Below are 19,403 nucleotides of genomic sequence, written 5' to 3' on the forward strand. Positions count from 1 at the left end.
ACTTGTTTTAACGCATTTTTTTATGAAGTCTTACTCTTAGAGTAAGACTTTTTTCGTTTTAGGCTTTATTATCCTCCCTTTTTATTAATTCAATCGTTGTGTGACTATTTCCGTTAGGGTAAATACGCTTACAATTATTTGGAATAAAAAAGACGATTTTATAATTTCTAAAGCAAATTAAACGTATTTATACTACGCCTATTCATCGTATTGAGGATTAAATAATGGATTACCTGCCACTGTATGCAGATTTAAATAATAGACCTTGTTTAGTGGTTGGTGGTGGCGATATTGCATTTCGTAAAGCCCGCATGCTATTAAAAGCTGGCGCAAATGTTCATGTAGTATCACCAGAATTAAATAGTAGTTTTCAGGCGCTACTTGCCAACGGCGATATTAATCATACGGATTCTATCTTTTCAGCATCACAACTTGATGGTGTTTTTTTAGCGATAGCAGCAACTGATAATAAAGCCGTTAATGCATCGATTTATGAGTGTGCGAATCAACGTCAAATACTCGTGAATGTGGTTGATGATACCCAAAAGTGTAGTTTTATTTTACCTTCTATTATTGATCGCTCACCACTGATTGTTGCTGTCTCTTCATCGGGTAAATCGCCGGTTTTAGCGCGTCTTATTAGAGAAAAGCTTGAAGGTGTGTTACCGCAACATCTTGGTAAAATGGCACAGATTTCCGGTGATTTCCGAGAGCGATTAAAAGCGACAGTACATTCAATGACGGCGCGACGTCGTTTCTGGGAACGCGCTTTTAATGGACGTTTTTCAGATCTGATTGCTGCGGGTAAAGAAGAAGATGCTAAAGCAGAACTTGAATCGACAATGATTGAAGTTAATAACGATGAAAAAGCCAAAGGTGAAGTGTTTCTGATTGGTGCTGGACCAGGCGACCCCGGTTTATTAACGCTGCGTGCATTGCAATTGATGCAGGAAGCCGATGTTGTTTTATATGATTACCTTGTATCGCCAGAAGTGTTGGATTTAGTTCGTCGTGATGCAGATTTAGTGTGTGTCGGTAAAAAAGCGGGTCACCATAGTGTGCCGCAGGAAGAAACGAATCAGTTACTGGTTAAATATGCCCAGGAAGGTAAACGGGTTGCGCGTCTAAAAGGGGGCGATCCCTTTATGTTTGGGCGTGGTGGTGAAGAGTTAGAAGTGTTATTTTCTGCGGGTATTCCATTTCAAGTGGTGCCCGGTATTACCGCTGCAGCAGGGGCAACGGCCTATGCTGGTATTCCATTAACTCATCGGGATTATGCGCAAAGTGCGACGTTTATTACTGGTCATTTAAAAGCAGATACGGAAAAAATGGATTGGTCTGTGTTAGCGCGCAGTAAACAGACCTTAGTTATCTATATGGGATTGATGAAAGCGAGCCATATACAAACGCAATTGATTGCAAATAATCGCGCTAGTGATACACCGGTCGCAATTATTGAACGTGGTACACAAAAGGTCCAAAAAGTATTAAAAGGGGAGTTAAGTCAGTTGGCTGAACTTGCTGAAAATGCTGCATCCCCTTCATTGATTGTTGTTGGTGAAGTGGTGCAATTATCTGAAAAATTAGATTGGTTTGGCCAAAAGTAAATCTGTTTACGCAAAAGAAATAAATACTTATGCGCTTAACTCAGGTAAAGCAGCCAAACAATTAAAATCATTAAAAATGCACCACAGAGGACACTGAGTTAAAAGAGAAAAGAACAAAATAAGCAATAACTTATCACATATTGTTTTAGTCTTTTCTCCGTGTAGCGCCTTTAAGCTTTTTACAAAACAGCTCGAGTAATCTACGAAGGATGTATATACCCGTTACCAATCAAGATGCTGATTTCTGCATCTTGAATGGTAACAGGTATAAATATTATAACCTGCACAATAGATTCACTCATTATTATGATTGATATAAGCCGCCCCATCTAACCTTTATGTTAAATGGGGCGGGATTATTTAGGGATGGAGCAGTTTAATTATTCAACAGGAGCCTCGGTGCTAATTACACTTTCCTCTACTGTTTCTACTACATTGCCAGTACTTACTTCAATATTAGCCTCTTCAACAGATTCATTATTGCTAGTTTGTGGTGCGGTGATTGTATCTGCCGTATGTTGGATAACAGGATTTTGGGTATTATCGACACACTGTAATTCAATGTATTTTCCGCGTAGCATTTGTCGATAAACAATTTTTTGTGAAATCATTAAGCCACGTTCAATACTCGTTTTACCTGATAATATTGATGATATTTGTTTTCCTACCTTTGAGGCAAAAGATTGAAAACGCGGTATCGCAACAAATTGAATCCCAGTATAGGGATTTTCTTGTAGTGTCGAGTCCGTTGGATCGGCGCTATTAATTTCTGCTAGCGTTACTGCGGCGAAGGGGGCCTGTTCCATATATTCTGGATTAGCGTAGGTTGATTTACGTGTTCCCGGTGGGGTGCTAATAACACCGTATTTTTCTGCCACTAAGGCTAAGTAGGCTTTCGATGTTGCCCAAGTTGTAAAGGTTTTAGCAGCTTCCTTTGCATCGGAAGTAACAGGGACCGCTAATGCCCATGACCATAGCCACGATGATCCTTTACTCGTCACTTGGTGTGGGGCAGAAGTAAAGCCGACTTTATCGACAATGTTGCTTTGCTCTTTATCCATTACAAAACTACCAGCAACGGTTGCATCCACCCAAAAACCACAGTGACCTTTATTCATTAATGATAAGTTTTCATTAAAACCATTATTATAAGGTGCTGGTGGGCCGTAATTGGTTAATATATTAAGGTATTGATTTAATGCATTTTTCCATTCATCGCTTTCAAATTGCGGTTGCCATTGCATATCAAACCAGCGACCACCATAGGCATTGATCATTGTGGTTAACAGGGCCATATTTTCACCCCAACCGGCTTTGCCACGTAAACAGGCTCCATAGATACCATTATCGGGATCGTGAATTTTGGCTGCGGCCTCGGCCATAAAATCCCATGTGGGAGAGTCCGGCATAGTGAGTCCCGCTTTTTCAAACAGATCTTTTCTGTACATGGTCATGGAACTTTCACCGTAAAAGGGAAGGGCGTAGAGTTTGTCCTGATAGGAAAGACCTTGTCTTACTGAGTTGAATATATCGTCGACATCATAACTTGCCGGTAAATTATCCATCGGGACTAACCAATTATTTTTACCCCAAATGGGTGTTTCGTACATGCCGATAGTAATAACATCGAATTTACCGGATTCAGCGGCAATATCCTTGGTTATTTGGCCTCGTAATACGGCTTCATCTAAGACTACCCATTCTAATTTAATGTCTGGATGTTGTTTTTCAAACACAGAAGAAAGTGATTGCATACGTTTCATATCACCGTTATTAACCGTACCAATGGAGATTGTTTCTGCATTCACTAAATTTGAAAGCATTAATATAAAAGGGGCAAATATGTATTTAGGCTGTGAAATTATCATTGTTTAAACTCCTGAAGGCTGCCTAGCAAATAAATTAAGTAAATTATTTTGTAATTTTAAAGAGTGAGATCATTTCATCTAAGTCATCGGATACATTGGTAATTAAGGATATATTTTTAGTTACGTCGTTGACTTCATTGCGGGTATCATTTGCCGCCATCGAGATAGCGTTAACCTGTTGGTTAATTTCTTCAGCCGTTTTACTTTGATCTAATGAGATATGTGAAATATGCTCACTTGATGCACTGAGTTTCTCTATCGATGTATTTAGTTCGGTGAAAATGTTTGCCAAGGTTATAAACTCTTGATCACTTTCATTGGCCATCTCAGCACTTTCCTCGATAACATGTACAGTTTTGTCAACGGCTTCATTGAGCTCTGAAATAATAGTGTGGATCTCACCGGTTGATAATTGAGTACGATTTGCGAGTCCTCTAACTTCATCGGCAACAACAGCAAATCCACGGCCATGCTCACCTGCTCTAGCTGCTTCTATAGCTGCATTGAGTGCAAGTAAATTGGTTTGCTCGGCAATGGAGCGGATTACCGTTAGGATTTGCTCAATACGACTAACCGCCTCGGTCATTTCACCGGTGACAGAAACGGCTGAGTTTAAATGTCCACGTAGTTGAGAAATGCTACGTTGGCTGTTATTCATGCCACTATCTGCTTTTTCTGAAAGCGTAATGATGGTCACGACTTCTTCCGTTGCAAGGCTTGCGGAGTTTGATACTTCCGTGACGGTATAGGTCATTTCTTGCATTGAGGCTGCAACGGACGTTAATTCATTGGCTTGTTTTTCAACTTGTAATAATGCTTGATCCGTTCGTTTTTCCGTTGAGCTGGTTAATTCATTTAAAGATTGTGATTTGCTGTGAATATTACCTACCATACTCTTTAGTTGGGTATTAACTTTTTCAGCGGCCATCGACAGATCACCAAATTCGTCATTATTATGCTGTTTGAAGATAAAACGAAGGTCTCCTTTAGATAATAGAGATAATGCTTCTATGACTTCTTTTAGCGGGTTACGTATCGTGCGTAATAGCAGTATGGAAATAATGACACTCGCAAGAATTGCAATAACTGCGGTGAAAAGTAAAATATTAATACCCGATAAGATATTACTCTGCATATTATTCGTTAGGTTTCCAGCGTAACTATTGGCCTCTTTGTTGAGTGTTTCCACCGACGCTAACGTATTGCTAATCACATTTTCAATTTGATTAAGATTCTCTTTTGCAGTGGTTTTTAGTTGTATATCTTGGCTATAAAGATTAACTAAGCCTTGATCCTCATTTTCAGTACCTAGAATAATATTATCTAAATTTTCAGTGAGCCCAGTTAGATATTTATTGGCTTCTTTAAAGTCAGGATAATCAATAATCAAGGAAGTCATTTCTAAAAAGTAATCGAGGTGCAGTGCTTGCCATTCTTTATATTTGGCAGTGGTTAATTGTAAATCTTCAATCGTTGTCACTTTTTGAAAATCTTTAATAACGTTTAGTCCACTTAAAAAAGAGGAATAGAATTCATTTAATACCAGTAATGTTTGATCATCATTTGCATCCCAAAACAGATTTTCAAAGTATGGGGTGATAGTGGTTTCAATATGAGATATTTGTTCATTCAATGCCTCTATATCAGATTCAATAAGTAATTGCTGTAAACGATTTTTAGTCGATAAATCAATTAAACGCCACATTTGATCAACGTTGTTGCTCAGTGCATCGACATCATTAATAAATGACATATTAGACTCATTCATTTGTGAAATAGAATGTAATGTCTCTTGTATTTCTTTATGTTGTGACTGGCTTTGCGAGAGTATATTTTCAATTTCGCTATTGGTGTCTTTTTCTGAAATACGTTTAAAGTCTGCGACGGCTGTCAGTAAGGTTGTTTGGACTTTATTGGTTTTAGTTAAAATACCCTCGGATATAGTAATGAGACTACTCAGTGTTTTAGAGGTGTCTCGGTAGTTATTGAGAGATTGATAAGTAATAAAGATGAGCATGAGCAATATACAAAAAAAACCAAGCGATAATTTCGTCGCCACTCCAAAACGTGGTTTCGCGTTTTTATTGTTATTCATTGTATGTAGACCCTTTAATGTTGTATTTGATATCTTAGTTAAGATAATAGCGAATATTTTAAATTTGCATGAATGTATAGCAACGAGTTTTAAATAATTCAAGTTATCGGAAGTGAGGTAAGTCGGTAAAATAGGCTATATTTAGGCGTTAAAAAGTAGGGAATAGGGAAAGTGATACCGTACCTGTTCACTTTCTTTGTGTAGATTAAAGTAGCGGGTTATCTTGATTTAATTCTGAGCACATACTGGTAATTGCTAAACCAAAGGCGGAGCGAATAACTTGTTCTTGGCGCGCTACATACATATTATAAAAATTAATATCTTCATCTTTATCTGGAAAAGGTGCTTCTAACTGCGGTATTTTCATTTTTTCAATTGCGTGTAGTTTTTTAATTGGTCCTAATGTTTCTGGCGAAGTAAAAGTAAACTCTCGCCCGTCATTATTGAGTTGATCGCGTAATTTGATTAAGCATTCCATATCTTGGTAGATATCTTGTGTAATGATGCCAAGAGCATAAAGCAGTTTCAGGCGCACTAGTAAATTGCCCAACGGGCCCGCAGTATTGAGTAAGGGTTCAACTGCGTATTTAACGGCATGATCATCTTTACGGAAAACGCGTTGTACGAGATTATTTAAGGTGGTTTCAAATATATCGACAGCTGCAAGTACTGCTCCGCGAACGGATGATGCAGAGTTTAGTTGCTCAATAATATCAATGTCAGTTTTAGGTTTATTCATAACGGTTACTATATCAGATTTTCGTTTTTATTTTATTAGTAGCATCATATAGCAATTCAATAACTTATCTGCAGTACAGTAGGTTGTCTACATATAAGTATTTTAATATTGAACTATGTTTTATTTTTAGCAAAAAATATGAGTAGTAGCGGTATTTATGATTGAAATGAAGCGCAAAAATATAGCGTTATGAATTATCTATAACGCTATATTATTTGAAATGCTTATTGAGCTGCTTTCAATGTGTCATACATTGCTTCAACACGTGCAATTTCATCGCAATTAATGTCTAAGCCACTGTAATGCGCTAATGTTGCTTTTAAGCCTTCTTTTGCAAACATTGCTTGAAGCTCAACTGCTTGAGGATCTTCATCACATTTAAATAGGAATGCAGCAGCGATACCTTTAATAAGATGATCGTTAGGTAGGTTGTATTCTAATGTACCGTTTAATGGTTTGATTAGACGATCGTTTGCACTTAATTTACGGATTGGTTGACGACCAACGCGTTCAACTTCATCACGTAGGTAAGGGTTTGCAAAGCGACCTAGGATTTTCTCGATGTAAGCAGCATGTGCAGCTGGATCAAAGTCATAACGGCTAATAAGTACAGCGCCACTTTCTTGCATTGCAGCTTTAACATCTGCACGAATAGCATCATCTTCGATAGAATCTTTAATCGTTTCATGACCAGCAAGCACACCTAAGTAAGCAGTGATTAAGTGACCTGTGTTTAGTGTGAACAGTTTACGTTCAACAAATGCCATTAGATTATCTGTTTTTTCCATACCTGGAATTGCTGGAATATCACCTTTGAATTGAGTTTCATCAACAATCCATTCGCTGAATGTTTCAACGGTTACTGCAAGTGGATCTGTTTCACCTGCTTCTACTGGTGGTACGATACGGTCAACGGCAGAATCAACAAAACCAACTTTTTCTTCTACTTCTGCTTTGATAGATTCATCAAGATGTTTAAAGACAGCTTCTTTGAACTGGCTAGTACCACGTACCATGTTTTCACATGCAATAATGTTTAGTGGTGCTGCGTTACCATTTTTCAAACGAAGTACAATTCCATCGGCAACGGTTTTAGAGATAATGTTTAAAACTGTAGGACCTACAGCGGTTGTTAATAGGTCTGTTTCAGCGATAAGTTTAACAACTTCAGGGCTGGTAGAATTAATAGCAGTCACGTTCGATACTTTTTCAGTAACACTTTCCGCGCCGACTACTTTTACATTGTACTCTTTACGTTCAATAAGTGCGTTAACAACGGTTTCGTTAACATCTGCAAAGGTAACACTGATGCCCGCATCGGCTAATAATTTGCCAATAAAACCGCGACCAATATTACCCGCCCCAAAATGTAAAGCTTTCATAATTATGATTTCCTAAAGTAAAAATTTTAGTTGAAATGAATACGCCCCTATTACAGGGGCGTATATCGAGAAATTACATGCCTAGAATCCGAAGAACATCTTTGGGATCCGTTGTTGTTTTTAAGCATTCAATTGCATCTTCATCATCAAGTGCATTGGTGATTGCGGTGATAACATTAATATGTTCGTCACCTTGTGCTGCAATCCCGATAACAAGTTTAGCAACATCATCTTCGTCTTCACCCCATTGAATACCTTCTGGGTACTGACAGAAAGAGATACCTGTTTTTAGCACGTGTTTTTTCGCGTCAACAGTACCGTGAGGAACCGCAATAGCTTCTCCAAGATAAGTTGATACTAGTTCTTCACGAGCAAACATACCTGGGATATATTCAGCAGAAACATAGTTATGTTTAACAAGTTGTTCGCCAGCTAGTTGAATAGCTTCTTCTTTTGTTTTTGCTTTCAGGCCAAGAATGATATTACTTTCAGAAAGTTTCAGTTTGTTATCTGCTACTTCTACAACTTCAGGTGCAGCTTCTACAACTGGCTCTTCTGATACAACAGGCGCTGTTTTTGCAGCAACTAAATCTTTAACGAGACCATCGTACAGCGCACTATCTAAGAAGTTAGTAAGTGATAAATGCTGTGCATTTGGTGCGTGTGTAACTGCACGGTCTGTTAAGTCTTTATGTGTAATGACGATATTTACATCACCAGGTAGATCGTTGATTGCAGTATTTGTTACTGAAATATCTAGATTTGCAGCTTGTACTTTTTTGCGTAATAGACCTGCGCCCATTGCACTAGAACCCATACCTGCGTCACATGCAACGATGATTTTATTAACCGTTGCTAGGTCAACAGTTGCACTCGCTTCTTGTGCACCACCTGATTTAGAAGCCGCTTTCATATTGCTTACTGCTTCGCTTGCTTTTTCTAGTGCGTCTTCATCTTCATCTGTATCACCCTGTGTTTTCAATAGGATTGAAGCAACAAAGAATGAAACAGCTGAAGCTGCTGCTACTGAACAAAGCACACCGATAACTGAATTTTCAGGCGTCATTAATAATACTGCAATGATTGAACCTGGAGAAGCAGGCGCAATAAGACCAGCATCAAAGATAGTTAATGTGAATACACCTGTCATACCACCTGCGATTACAGCAAGGATTAAACGAGGATTCATTAATACATATGGGAAGTAAATTTCATGGATACCACCAAAGAAGTGGATGATTGCAGCACCTGGTGCAGACTGTTTTGCTGAGCCTTTACCGAAGAACATGTACGCAAGTAAAATACCTAAACCAGGACCAGGGTTAGCTTCGATTAAGAATACGATAGATTTACCGAATTCACCTGTTTGCTGAATACCAAGAGGTGTAAAGATACCGTGGTTAATTGCGTTATTTAAGAATAAGATTTTTGCAGGTTCAACAAAAATAGAAGTAAGAGGTAGCATTCCTGCATTAACTAAGAAGTTAACACCGCCAGCTAGTGCAGTTGAAAGTGCATCTACTAGTGGACCAACTAACCAGAATGCGATCATCGCACAAATCATACCGATGATACCGGCAGAGAAGTTATTCACTAACATCTCGAAACCACTTTTCACTTTACCGTGAATCGCTTCATCGAACTTTTTGATTGCCCAGCCACCAAAAGGGCCAACCATCATTGCGCCCATAAACATTGGAATGTCTGTACCAACGATAACACCCGTTGTTGCAACAGCACCCACTACAGCACCACGGTCGCCACCAACTAATTTACCACCCGTAAAACCAATTAAAATTGGTAATAAGTAAGTGATCATCGGGCCAACCATTTTGGCAAGTTCTTCGTTTGGTAACCATCCTGTTGGAATAAATAGCGCGGTTAGAAAACCCCACGCGATAAAGGCGCCGATATTGGGCATGACCATGTTGGATAAGAATCGTCCAAAATTTTGGACAAACATTTTAGTGCTCATAGTTAACTCCGAGTGTCGCGTCGTAACGCAGTTGGTGGATTGTTTTGATTTAGTTGAAACCGTAAATAATAGATTAAAATTAGCATATAACACTGTTCACAGCGTTGGATAGCATGCATTTATTGGGGCTCATCACAAAATTGATTTGATGATCAAAAAAGATCAAGACCCAGCTCACAAAATAAGTGTGTAAATTTATTACAAATGACGTTTAATTGCGCATTTCACGCATTTATTGTGATGCGTGTCTCATTTTGTGGTTTGTTGTCGATCTCTTAAGTGTGACTAGTATCTCATAAGGATATCTGTTATCTAGATTTTAAAATAAAAAATGAGATTTAGATCACTTGTTGGTTGCAGTTTAAAATAAAGAGGGGAATTTATAAGCAAGAATTGGGTGATTTTTGTAATTAACTTACAGCGTTAATATTGTTCTGCTATCAGCGATAATTTATTTATTAACAAAATGACAACGGAAAAATTACTTTTTTACCATTGCTTTAATTGTAGTCAAATTTTAAGTTATTGTGATGTTCTGGTCATTATTCTTTGTATTATTTCTAATCCGATGTTTTAGCTATTCAAAATGCTCACCTATTTTGGATCACTCTCATTGTCCTGAACGGAGGTTGTGTTCTGTATTAATAAGTGCCAATGAAGAAGTTAACAAAGTCATAGCACTTTAGCTTCATAAGGATAAATTCGAATAATATACTCGTTACCAATCAAGATGCGTTTATCAGTCACTAGTTCGGATACCAAGGCAAGGCGTAACATGATGACCTTTCGAGCGATTAACTGCGTTAATCCTCTATCGGTAGATGTAAAAACAAGACTTTACATCTTTAATGGCTAGTCCTTGTCGAATGTTATAACGCAGTATTGGTATTCGAACTAGTGACCCGCAGGGCAAGACGAGAGGCAAACATCTTCGTTGTTATAAAGTCTCGATTTAACCCGTTAGATCTTCACCTTTATGCCTAGAATCTGCTCACCTCTCGTCTTGCTGATGTCTGCATTTTGAATGGTAACGGGTATACATGCCGTATTATTCTCGTGAAATATGACACGGTCGTATTGGTGATTATTATTGTTAGAAAGAGGGTATTGATATTATTTGCAAAGGATAAACAAAATTTATTTATCAACAATTCGGTAACAAGTTTTGAGAAGCGGAGAAAGTATATCTGTTGTTTGGATTATTTTATTGTGAGATAAAAAAAGACTCCCGATAAATTTATATTTATTTGGGGAGTCTTTATGTAGAGTTTTGTTTAATTATCAAGAGGTGTAGCGCCCCACACCTTCATTTTTTCTAGTTATTATTATTTTTAAGATTTAGCTTCTTTAAGGTTAGCAACTAGTGATGAATATAGTTTGCTGTCTAAGAAGTTAGTTAGTGAAATATGATGTGCGTTTGGCGCATGGTTTTTAGCGCGATCTGTTAGATCTTTATGCGTTACGACGATATCAACATCACCTGGTAAGTCATTGATTGCAACATTCGTTACTGAAATATCAAGACCTTCTTTTTCTACTAGTTTGCGCAGCATACCTGCACCCATTGCACTAGAGCCCATTCCTGCGTCACAGGCAACAATGATTTTATTTACTGTTGCTAGATCAAGTTCTTTAGCAACTGCTGGTTGACCTTTACCTTTAGAAGATGCTTTCATTTCGCTCATTGTTTCGCTTGCTTTTGCTAGTGCATCTTCGTCTTCATCTGTATCTGCTTGCGTTTTCATTAGAATTGACGCTACGAAGAATGAAACACCCGTTGCAGCAGCGACAGAACAAAGTACACCAATTACTGAAGTTTCAGGTGTCATTAACAATACAGCAATGATTGAACCTGGAGATGCTGGAGCAATAAGGCCTGCATCAAAGATAGTAAGTGTGAATACACCAGTCATACCACCTGCGATTACAGCAAGGATTAGACGAGGGTTCATTAACACGTATGGGAAGTAAATTTCATGGATACCACCGAAGAAGTGGATGATCGCAGCACCTGGAGCAGATTGTTTTGCTGAGCCTTTACCGAAGAACATGTACGCAAGTAAGATACCCATACCTGGACCAGGGTTAGCTTCGATTAGGAATACGATAGATTTACCGAATTCTTCTGCTTGTTGTACACCTAGTGGCGTGAAGATACCGTGGTTGATTGCGTTATTTAAGAATAGGATTTTCGCAGGTTCAACAAAGATAGAAGTTAGAGGAAGTAGACCCGCGTTAACAAGTAAATCAACGCCGCCAGCTAGTGCAGTAGAGATACCTTTAACGAATGGACCAATTAACCAGAATGCAAGCATCGCACAAAGCATACCGATGATACCAGCAGAGAAGTTATTAACGAGCATTTCGAAACCACTTTTCACTTTACCGTGAATTGCTTCATCGAATTTTTTGATAACATAGCCACCAAAAGGACCAATCATCATTGCGCCCATGAACATTGGAATGTCTGTACCAACGATAACCCCCATTGTTGCAACAGAACCTACAACAGCACCACGGTCGCCAGCGACTAATTTACCACCAGTAAAACCGATTAGGACAGGTAGTAAGTAAGTGATCATCGGACCAACCATGCTGGATAGTTCAGCATTTGGCATCCACCCAGTTGGAATGAATAGTGCGGTTAAGAAACCCCACGCGATAAATGCGCCGATATTCGGCATTACCATGTTGGACAGGAAACGTCCAAAATTTTGGACAAACATTTTAGTGCTCATAGTTAACTCCTTGTAATGCGAAGCTTTGGATCTTCGCATAATTTTATTGATGGCTGTAACACCACTGCTGAATAATTTCATAGTGAAGTTAGCATATAAATCGCTTTGTTGTTTTTCAAAAGAGCCTTTCATGAAGATCATCACAAATTTGCCCTAGAGGGCGACACTGCTGGGATTCTTATCACAAAAAAAGAACGTAATTTTGTTACAAATCGTTTTATATGGATTTTTCAAGCGTTAAATAACGCTTTGTGTCACATTTTAAAATTTAGCGTCTAACTTGCTAAGTGATTTGTATCACGAAACTTGTTGTAATGATGAATGGTTGTTACTTAAAGTGGGACTTGCTTCACGTTGTTATTGAGATGTAAATAAAATAGGCATAAAAAAGCGTTGTTAAATGATTTCTGTAATTTTATTACATTTTGAATTTAAGGTGATTAATACCATTTTATATTTAGAGAGAGAATGCAAATATTGAAGAGTTTTTAACGCCCAAAACGTAGATTGCCATGAGAATTAATGATTCGAGAGATGGAGTTATAGACGCAGGTAACATTGCTGCTAGTGCTATTAAATAGAGGGATTGATTAATATAAATAAAAAAGGATCCCATAATAGGACCCTTCTAATAATGCGTAACAATCAATCATAATATTTAGTGAGTTAAACTGCTATTTATGATGCTGCTATATTATTTTTTAGCCTCTTTAATATTGTCAACTAACGATGTGTACAATTTATTATTTAAAAAATTTGTTAACGAAATATGATGAGCATTAGGTGCATAGGTTTTGGCTCTATCGGTTAAATCGGTATGGGTAATGACAATATCGACATCTTCTGGTAAGTCATTAATTGCAAGGTTAGTAACTTCGATATCAAGTCCTTCTTTTTTAACTTGTTTCTCTAACATACCTGCACCGATTGCACTGGAACCCATCCCTGCATCACAGGCAACGATAATTTTCTTAACGAGGGCAAGGTCAAATGGCTTTTCTTCTATTTTTTGGCCTTTCGCTGTTGCTTTCATTGCACTCATTGCTGAACTTGCTTTAGATAATGCATCATCTTCATCGGTACTTGCTTGTGTTTTCATTAGTACAGAAGCAACAAAGAATGAAACGGCAGCAGCGGCAGAGATAGACAGTAATACGCCAATGACAGAGGATTCGGGGGTCATTAATAATACTGCAATAATGGAGCCTGGAGAGGCTGGTGCAACAAGGCCTGCATCAAATAGTGTTAAGGTAAATACACCGGTCATACCCCCTGCAATAACAGCAAGTACTAAGCGTGGATTCATTAATACGTAAGGGAAGTATATCTCATGGATACCACCGAAAAAGTGAATAATCGATGCGCCTGCTGCAGATTGTTTTGCAGAGCCTTTACCAAAAAACATGTACGCAAGTAAGATACCCATACCTGGTCCTGGATTTGCTTCGATTAAGAAGACAATTGATTTTCCAAATTGATCCGCTTGTTGGACACCTAATGGGGTAAAGATACCGTGATTAATTGCGTTATTAAGGAATAGAATTTTTGCAGGCTCTACAAAAATAGAAGTCAGTGGTAATAAACCGGCTTTTACAAGAAAGTTAACACCGCCTGCTAGCGCGGTTGAAAGAGCATCAACCAAGGGACCGACTAACCAGAAGGCAAGCATCGCACAGAGCATACCGATAATCCCAGCCGAGAAGTTATTCACTAACATCTCGAAACCACTTTTTACCTTGCCGTGTACTGCTTCATCGAATTTTTTGATTGCCCAGCCACCAAAAGGACCAATCATCATTGCACCCATAAACATAGGAATATCGGTACCGACAATAACCCCCATTGTTGCGACTGAACCTACCACAGCACCACGTTCACCACCGACTAATTTACCACCCGTGAAGCCTATTAGTACGGGAAGTAAATAAGTGATCATTGGACCAACCATACTCGATAACTGTTCGTTTGGTAGCCAGCCCGTCGGAATGAAAAGTGCGGTTAAAAACCCCCATGCGATAAATGCGCCGATATTGGGCATAACCATATTGGACAGAAAACGCCCAAAGTTTTGGATAAACATTTTAGTGCTCATAATAATCTCCGTATACGTATAATTGTGCGATGACGCATTTTGTAAAGGTAGGTTTCAGGGTCTGTTGAACGTTGTTATTTACGTCTGTAGAGGCTACTTTTCAATAAGACGGAGGTGATTAAGTTGTGGTTGTTGCTATTAATAACAGACAATCATATAGAGTGATAAATAATGTTATATTTTCGATGTATTCTGAAAAATATTCATTATTTTATTACTCATCAACCAGTTATAACATTTAAATTTATTCCGACTTGATTTGAACAGTAAGCTTTCAGAGTAAACAGAAGCAAATTCTCAATAACAAAAGACCATTATAAGTTAGCATATTATTATGTTATCAGTATGACAGGGCACGGTTTCATTGAAGATCATCACATATTCCACGGATTTGCCTAAATTAAGGGGATATGTCGCAAAATTAGACGATAAATTGATGATTAATTATAAACAAGATATAAATGTAATCGATAACATATCTACAATTTGTCAATTTGGGTTTGTTTGGGTGAAAATAAGGGATATTAAGGGGCTAATTCTTTACCCGAGTTGCTTTTATAATTGCTCAATTTAAGAGCTCGATCACATGTGTATTTTGACCGAAAATGATTTTAGCGAATGAAAAGACTAATTTTGTTATTTTACGCCCAAGGTATTGTATTATAATAGTATTTTAATTTAGGTGAAATCAATAGGATCAACATCAATTGACCATTTTAATTTGCGTCCTTCGGGTAATTGTTCACATTTAGTCAATCCCTGTTGTAGGGTCTGAGTGATTAAAGAACGGGTGCTACTTTGTAATAGTAATTGAAATCGATATTTTCCAGCTCGCCTTTCCATATTTGCTGGAATCGGACCTAAAATAAGCACCTGTTTATCAGTGCCATTACTCACGGTAATTTGTGAAAATATTTGACGGCATAAGCCTAAGAAGTTCTCTGCTAATGTCGGCACGCTAGCTTCTGCTCGCAATAATGCTTGATAAGTGCTTGGTGGTAATTGTGCAATCACTCGTTCTTGTAGTGCGTTTCTAGAAAATTCCTGGTAACCATTATTAATTAAATCTTGTAATAAGCTGTGTTCAGGATGATGTGTTTGCAAAACCACTTGTCCCTTTTTCTCTTCACGTCCGGCTCGACCTGCAACCTGTGTGAAAAGTTGAGCTAGCCGTTCACTCGCACGAAAATCATTAGAAAATAGGGCGCCGTCAACATCAATTAAGGCGACTAAAGTCACATCGGAGAAATGGTGCCCTTTGGCAAGCATCTGCGTGCCCAATAATATTTTATATTTGCCGCTATTAATATCGTTAAGGTATTGGTTAAAACTTTCTTTTTTTCGGGTATTATCGCGATCAATACGTACCGTCGGATAATCTGGAAATTCAGCTTTTAACGTTTCTTCTAATTGCTCTGTACCAACACCCGTTGCAATTAACTGTGTTGAACCACAATCATGGCATTGATGAGGTACGGGCAAGGTCGAGCTGCAGTGGTGGCAATGTAAATAATTTGCCGATTTATGATAGGTGTAAAATGCATCACATCGCGAACATTTTACTAGCCAACCACATTCGTGGCACATTAAGACTGGTGCATATCCTCTGCGATTTAGAAATAAAATTACCTGATTATTCCTCGCTAAATGTTGATGCATTAATTCAATTAATTGAGGTGATAGCCCTGATTTTAAATGTAATCCAGCTAAATTGATTAAACTACTGCTCGGTGGTTTAGCCTTTCCTGCACGTTGGGTTAGATATAGATGTTTATATTTTCCTTGTAATGCATTGTGAAGGGTTTCTAATGAAGGTGTTGCAGACCCTAAAATGATAGGTATATTTTCTTTATGAGCACGTTTAATGGCAAAATCACGTGCATGATAACGAAAACCTTCCTGTTGTTTAAAGGATGCATCGTGCTCTTCATCAATAATTATTAACCCTAAATTTTTACAATCGCTAAATATTGCACTGCGTGTGCCAATAATGATAGCGGCGCTTCCCTGTTGAGCATGTAACCAAGTATCGAGTTGTTGTCTGGCATTTAAGCCCGAATGTTTGATATGAATTGGCACATTAAAACGTGCTTTAAAACGTTGAACCGTTTGAGGGGTTAAGCCTATTTCTGGCACAATAACTAATGCTTGTTTTCCCTTGGCTAAAATAGGTTTTAATATATTAAGATAAACTTCGGTTTTACCGCTTCCAGTAATACCTTCTAATAAATAACACTTAAACTGCTCCATATATTGCGTCACGCTGGTGATCGCAATCGCTTGTTCGGTAGTTAATGTTGGTTTTTGGGCTGTTTCAGAAAAATGGTTAGCCCAATTAAGGTCACTTTCGGGTTGTAATTCAAGAGACGTAATTAATTCTTTTTCTTTTAAGGTATTAAGCGTCTGTCGTGTTACTCCCTGTTCTTTTAATTGTTGATAGGATAATTTTGACGCTTGTAATAATAAAAGCGCTTGTCGTTGCTTTTTAGCATTTTTAAAGTCATCGATCTTAATGTCAGAATCAGAGACTTGCCAATATTCTTCCCCCTTAAAAATCGCTTCTTTACCCTGCCGTAGATGGGTGGGAATTGCCTGTTGAAAAACATCGCCAAGGGGGTGTTGGTAATAAAAAGCGGCCCAGCGTAATAATGACCAAAGTGATTTATCTAATAATGGTGCGGTATCAATTAATTGAGTCACTTTTTTTAATTTATCAATTGCGTAATCGCATTCAGGGTTGACGTCACAAATAACGCCTATCATTTGTCTTTTACCACCAAAGGGGACGCGCACACGGCGGCCAACCAAAGTATCTACCTCTGTTGTTAGTAAATAATCTGGTAATACATAATCAAATTGTTTATGCAGTGGTATCGCCAATGCGACGCGGCAAATAATAGGGGAAGTCATACACTCAGTCGGTTAATTATAAAGGCATTATTGTAACGCGTTTTAATTAGCGTGCAGTAAATTAATTTACAGAGATTGTGATTTGTTGTTGATAGAAAGAGAAGCGAGGAGAGTTAAAACAAAAACACCTCATTACGAGGTGTTTTAAGTTCAGTTCAATTTGAGCTGTATTTATTTTTTAGAGAATTCGAATTTTCTTAGTGTTTCGATTCTTAGTTTAGAGCGCTCTTCAGAGGTTTTCTTATACCATTTACCACCACCGTAAACCGCGCCTTCCCAATTACCGTAAACTGGGTTTGGTAACATAATGAATTTATCACCAAAGCTAGATTTATTATTTTCTACCGCTGTTGCACGTGCAGACATAGTATCACCGTCAAAGGCAACATCGAAATCAGCTAGGTTATCACCCATTAATAGCACAGTTCTGTAACCCATTGCCGTGATGCTATCGCGACGAGGTTGTTTTTTAGAGGTATCGGTTCTTAACATCATGTGTTTGTCGTCGATTTGAGGGAAACCTAATGCGGTTAAGTTTTCCATTGTCGCCGCTTTTAAATCCATTTTTTTCTCAGGCATTGATTTTCTGTTAGTGACATAGAAAACATCACCACCAGTTTCAACTACATAGTTTAAGAACTCTACAGCACCCGGTAATGCTGTTGCGCTACGATCTTCAGCCCATTCTTGCCAAACGTTATCATTGTAACCGTAATGTTTACCAATTAAACCGCCATTAAAAGGACTGTTATCAATAATTGTTTCATCAACATCAACAACAATTGCACGTTTACCACCGGCTTTATCCATATCCCAACGTAATTTGGCTATGTTAAATGCTTGGTAAGAAAGAGCCTTGAATTCAGCTGAATTTTGAATCCAAGATAGCGCTAAAATTGCTTCATCATTTAAGTCTTTTGTTGTGTATTTGCTTTCTGCAGCAAAAGAAGTTGATGTTAACGCGACAATAATTGCGAGTCCTGAAAGACTCTTTGAAATACTTTTCATTTGTTCTCCAATATAGTTAGTGTGATAAAAATGTACTGATAATGGGTGCATACCCCTCTAGACGGTATTAACCTTTTATTATCTATTGAAATAAAAGGTTAATACCCATGCTACTTCAAGAAATGCATAAAATATAGAATAATTATGCAGTTTCATTATTATTTGTGCAATATTTTAAATTAAACAACAAGTTAGCGTTTAAATCTAAGACATTAATAATGTTTTTGCTGCTGAAACAACGATTGAAATAGCGTTTGTTTCAGTTTTTTTCATGGTTGCTTCGTCAGGGATTTCCTGTTGTGTTCGATTGACTATCACCCCTGCAACACATGCTGCGCGCCAGCCTTGGGAAGCACACATAGTAAATAATGTTGATGATTCCATTTCATAATTGAGAACGCCTAGTTCTTGCCATTGTTTCATTGAACCTTTGAACTGACGAGTGACTCGGCCTGATACCGTGTCGTAGCGTTCTTGACCTGGATAAAACGTATCCGATGATGCCGTAATCCCGACATGAGGTTCAATCCCGGCATCGCGACAAGCGGAGACCATGGCCGTTGTACAAGTGAAGTCTGCAACGGCGGGATATTCCATCGGTGCAAAATGCAAGCTAGCACCATCAAGGCGAACCGCTGCTTGGGTTACAATGACATCGCCAACATTAACTTGCGGCTGAATGGCGCCAGTTGTACCAACACGTAAAAAAGTCGTTACACCTAACTGTGCTAATTCTTCTACTGCAATGGAAACGGAAGGCCCACCAATACCGGTTGAACAAATAACCACGGCTTTACCATCAAGGTAAGCGAGATAACTAGTGTATTCGCGATGGCTTGCTAAAAAGGTTGCACCTTCCATTAATTCTGCAATGCGTTTAACGCGTGCCGGATCGCCTGGGACAATGGCTAAGCTTGCGCCATCTAGCATACTTTTCGTTAAACCTAAGTGAAATACATCTGACATAAAAACTCCAATATTAAATTCTG

11 protein-coding genes are annotated in these 19,403 nt (G+C 38.2%); 1 reads left to right on the forward strand and 10 read right to left on the reverse strand.

The window, feature by feature from the left end; all coding sequences use genetic code 11:
- The first annotated feature begins 224 nt into the window (after window positions 1-224).
- On the forward strand, window positions 225-1,607 hold the full coding sequence (cysG, locus tag ACR30L_RS03310; RefSeq protein WP_435236623.1) for a siroheme synthase CysG: 1,383 nt from the start codon (window positions 225-227) through the stop codon (window positions 1,605-1,607).
- 380 nt (window positions 1,608-1,987) lie between these two features.
- Here the strand turns inward: cysG and ACR30L_RS03315 are convergent, their stop codons facing one another.
- The 10 genes from ACR30L_RS03315 to udp form a co-directional block, all read right to left on the reverse strand.
- The gene (locus ACR30L_RS03315; RefSeq protein WP_435236624.1) at window positions 1,988-3,475 is read right to left on the reverse strand and encodes an ABC transporter substrate-binding protein; all 1,488 of its coding nucleotides are present in this window, start codon (window positions 3,473-3,475) and stop codon (window positions 1,988-1,990) included.
- A 43-nt stretch (window positions 3,476-3,518) separates the two neighbouring features.
- Complete coding sequence (locus tag ACR30L_RS03320) at window positions 3,519-5,570, reverse strand: methyl-accepting chemotaxis protein (protein ID WP_435236625.1); 2,052 nt, start codon at window positions 5,568-5,570, stop codon at window positions 3,519-3,521.
- A gap of 205 nt (window positions 5,571-5,775) precedes the next feature.
- Window positions 5,776-6,309: an MltR family transcriptional regulator gene (locus tag ACR30L_RS03325; protein ID WP_435236626.1), complete on the reverse strand. Its 534-nt coding sequence runs from the start codon at window positions 6,307-6,309 to the stop codon at window positions 5,776-5,778.
- A 224-nt stretch (window positions 6,310-6,533) separates the two neighbouring features.
- Entirely contained in the window at window positions 6,534-7,691 is a 1,158-nt protein-coding gene (locus tag ACR30L_RS03330; RefSeq protein WP_435236627.1) for a mannitol-1-phosphate 5-dehydrogenase, read from the reverse strand.
- A gap of 73 nt (window positions 7,692-7,764) precedes the next feature.
- On the reverse strand, window positions 7,765-9,666 hold the full coding sequence (locus ACR30L_RS03335; RefSeq protein ID WP_435236628.1) for a PTS mannitol transporter subunit IICBA: 1,902 nt from the start codon (window positions 9,664-9,666) through the stop codon (window positions 7,765-7,767).
- A 1,331-nt stretch (window positions 9,667-10,997) separates the two neighbouring features.
- Window positions 10,998-12,404 (reverse strand): PTS mannitol transporter subunit IICBA, encoded by a 1,407-nt coding sequence (locus ACR30L_RS03340; RefSeq protein WP_435236629.1) that lies wholly within the window; start codon window positions 12,402-12,404, stop codon window positions 10,998-11,000.
- 694 nt (window positions 12,405-13,098) lie between these two features.
- Window positions 13,099-14,496: a PTS mannitol transporter subunit IICBA gene (locus ACR30L_RS03345; protein WP_435236630.1), complete on the reverse strand. Its 1,398-nt coding sequence runs from the start codon at window positions 14,494-14,496 to the stop codon at window positions 13,099-13,101.
- A gap of 678 nt (window positions 14,497-15,174) precedes the next feature.
- Window positions 15,175-17,406, reverse strand: a complete 2,232-nt coding sequence (gene priA, locus ACR30L_RS03350; RefSeq protein ID WP_435236631.1) for a primosomal protein N' — start codon at window positions 17,404-17,406, stop codon at window positions 15,175-15,177.
- A gap of 171 nt (window positions 17,407-17,577) precedes the next feature.
- Window positions 17,578-18,414: a 5'-nucleotidase, lipoprotein e(P4) family gene (locus ACR30L_RS03355; protein WP_435236632.1), complete on the reverse strand. Its 837-nt coding sequence runs from the start codon at window positions 18,412-18,414 to the stop codon at window positions 17,578-17,580.
- A gap of 204 nt (window positions 18,415-18,618) precedes the next feature.
- Window positions 18,619-19,380 (reverse strand): uridine phosphorylase, encoded by a 762-nt coding sequence (gene udp / locus ACR30L_RS03360; protein WP_435236633.1) that lies wholly within the window; start codon window positions 19,378-19,380, stop codon window positions 18,619-18,621.
- Window positions 19,381-19,403 lie beyond the last annotated feature (23 nt).

The sequence above is a fragment of the Psychromonas saccharinae genome (genome assembly GCF_051201515.1).
In the GTDB taxonomy this organism is placed as follows: domain Bacteria; phylum Pseudomonadota; class Gammaproteobacteria; order Enterobacterales; family Psychromonadaceae; genus Psychromonas.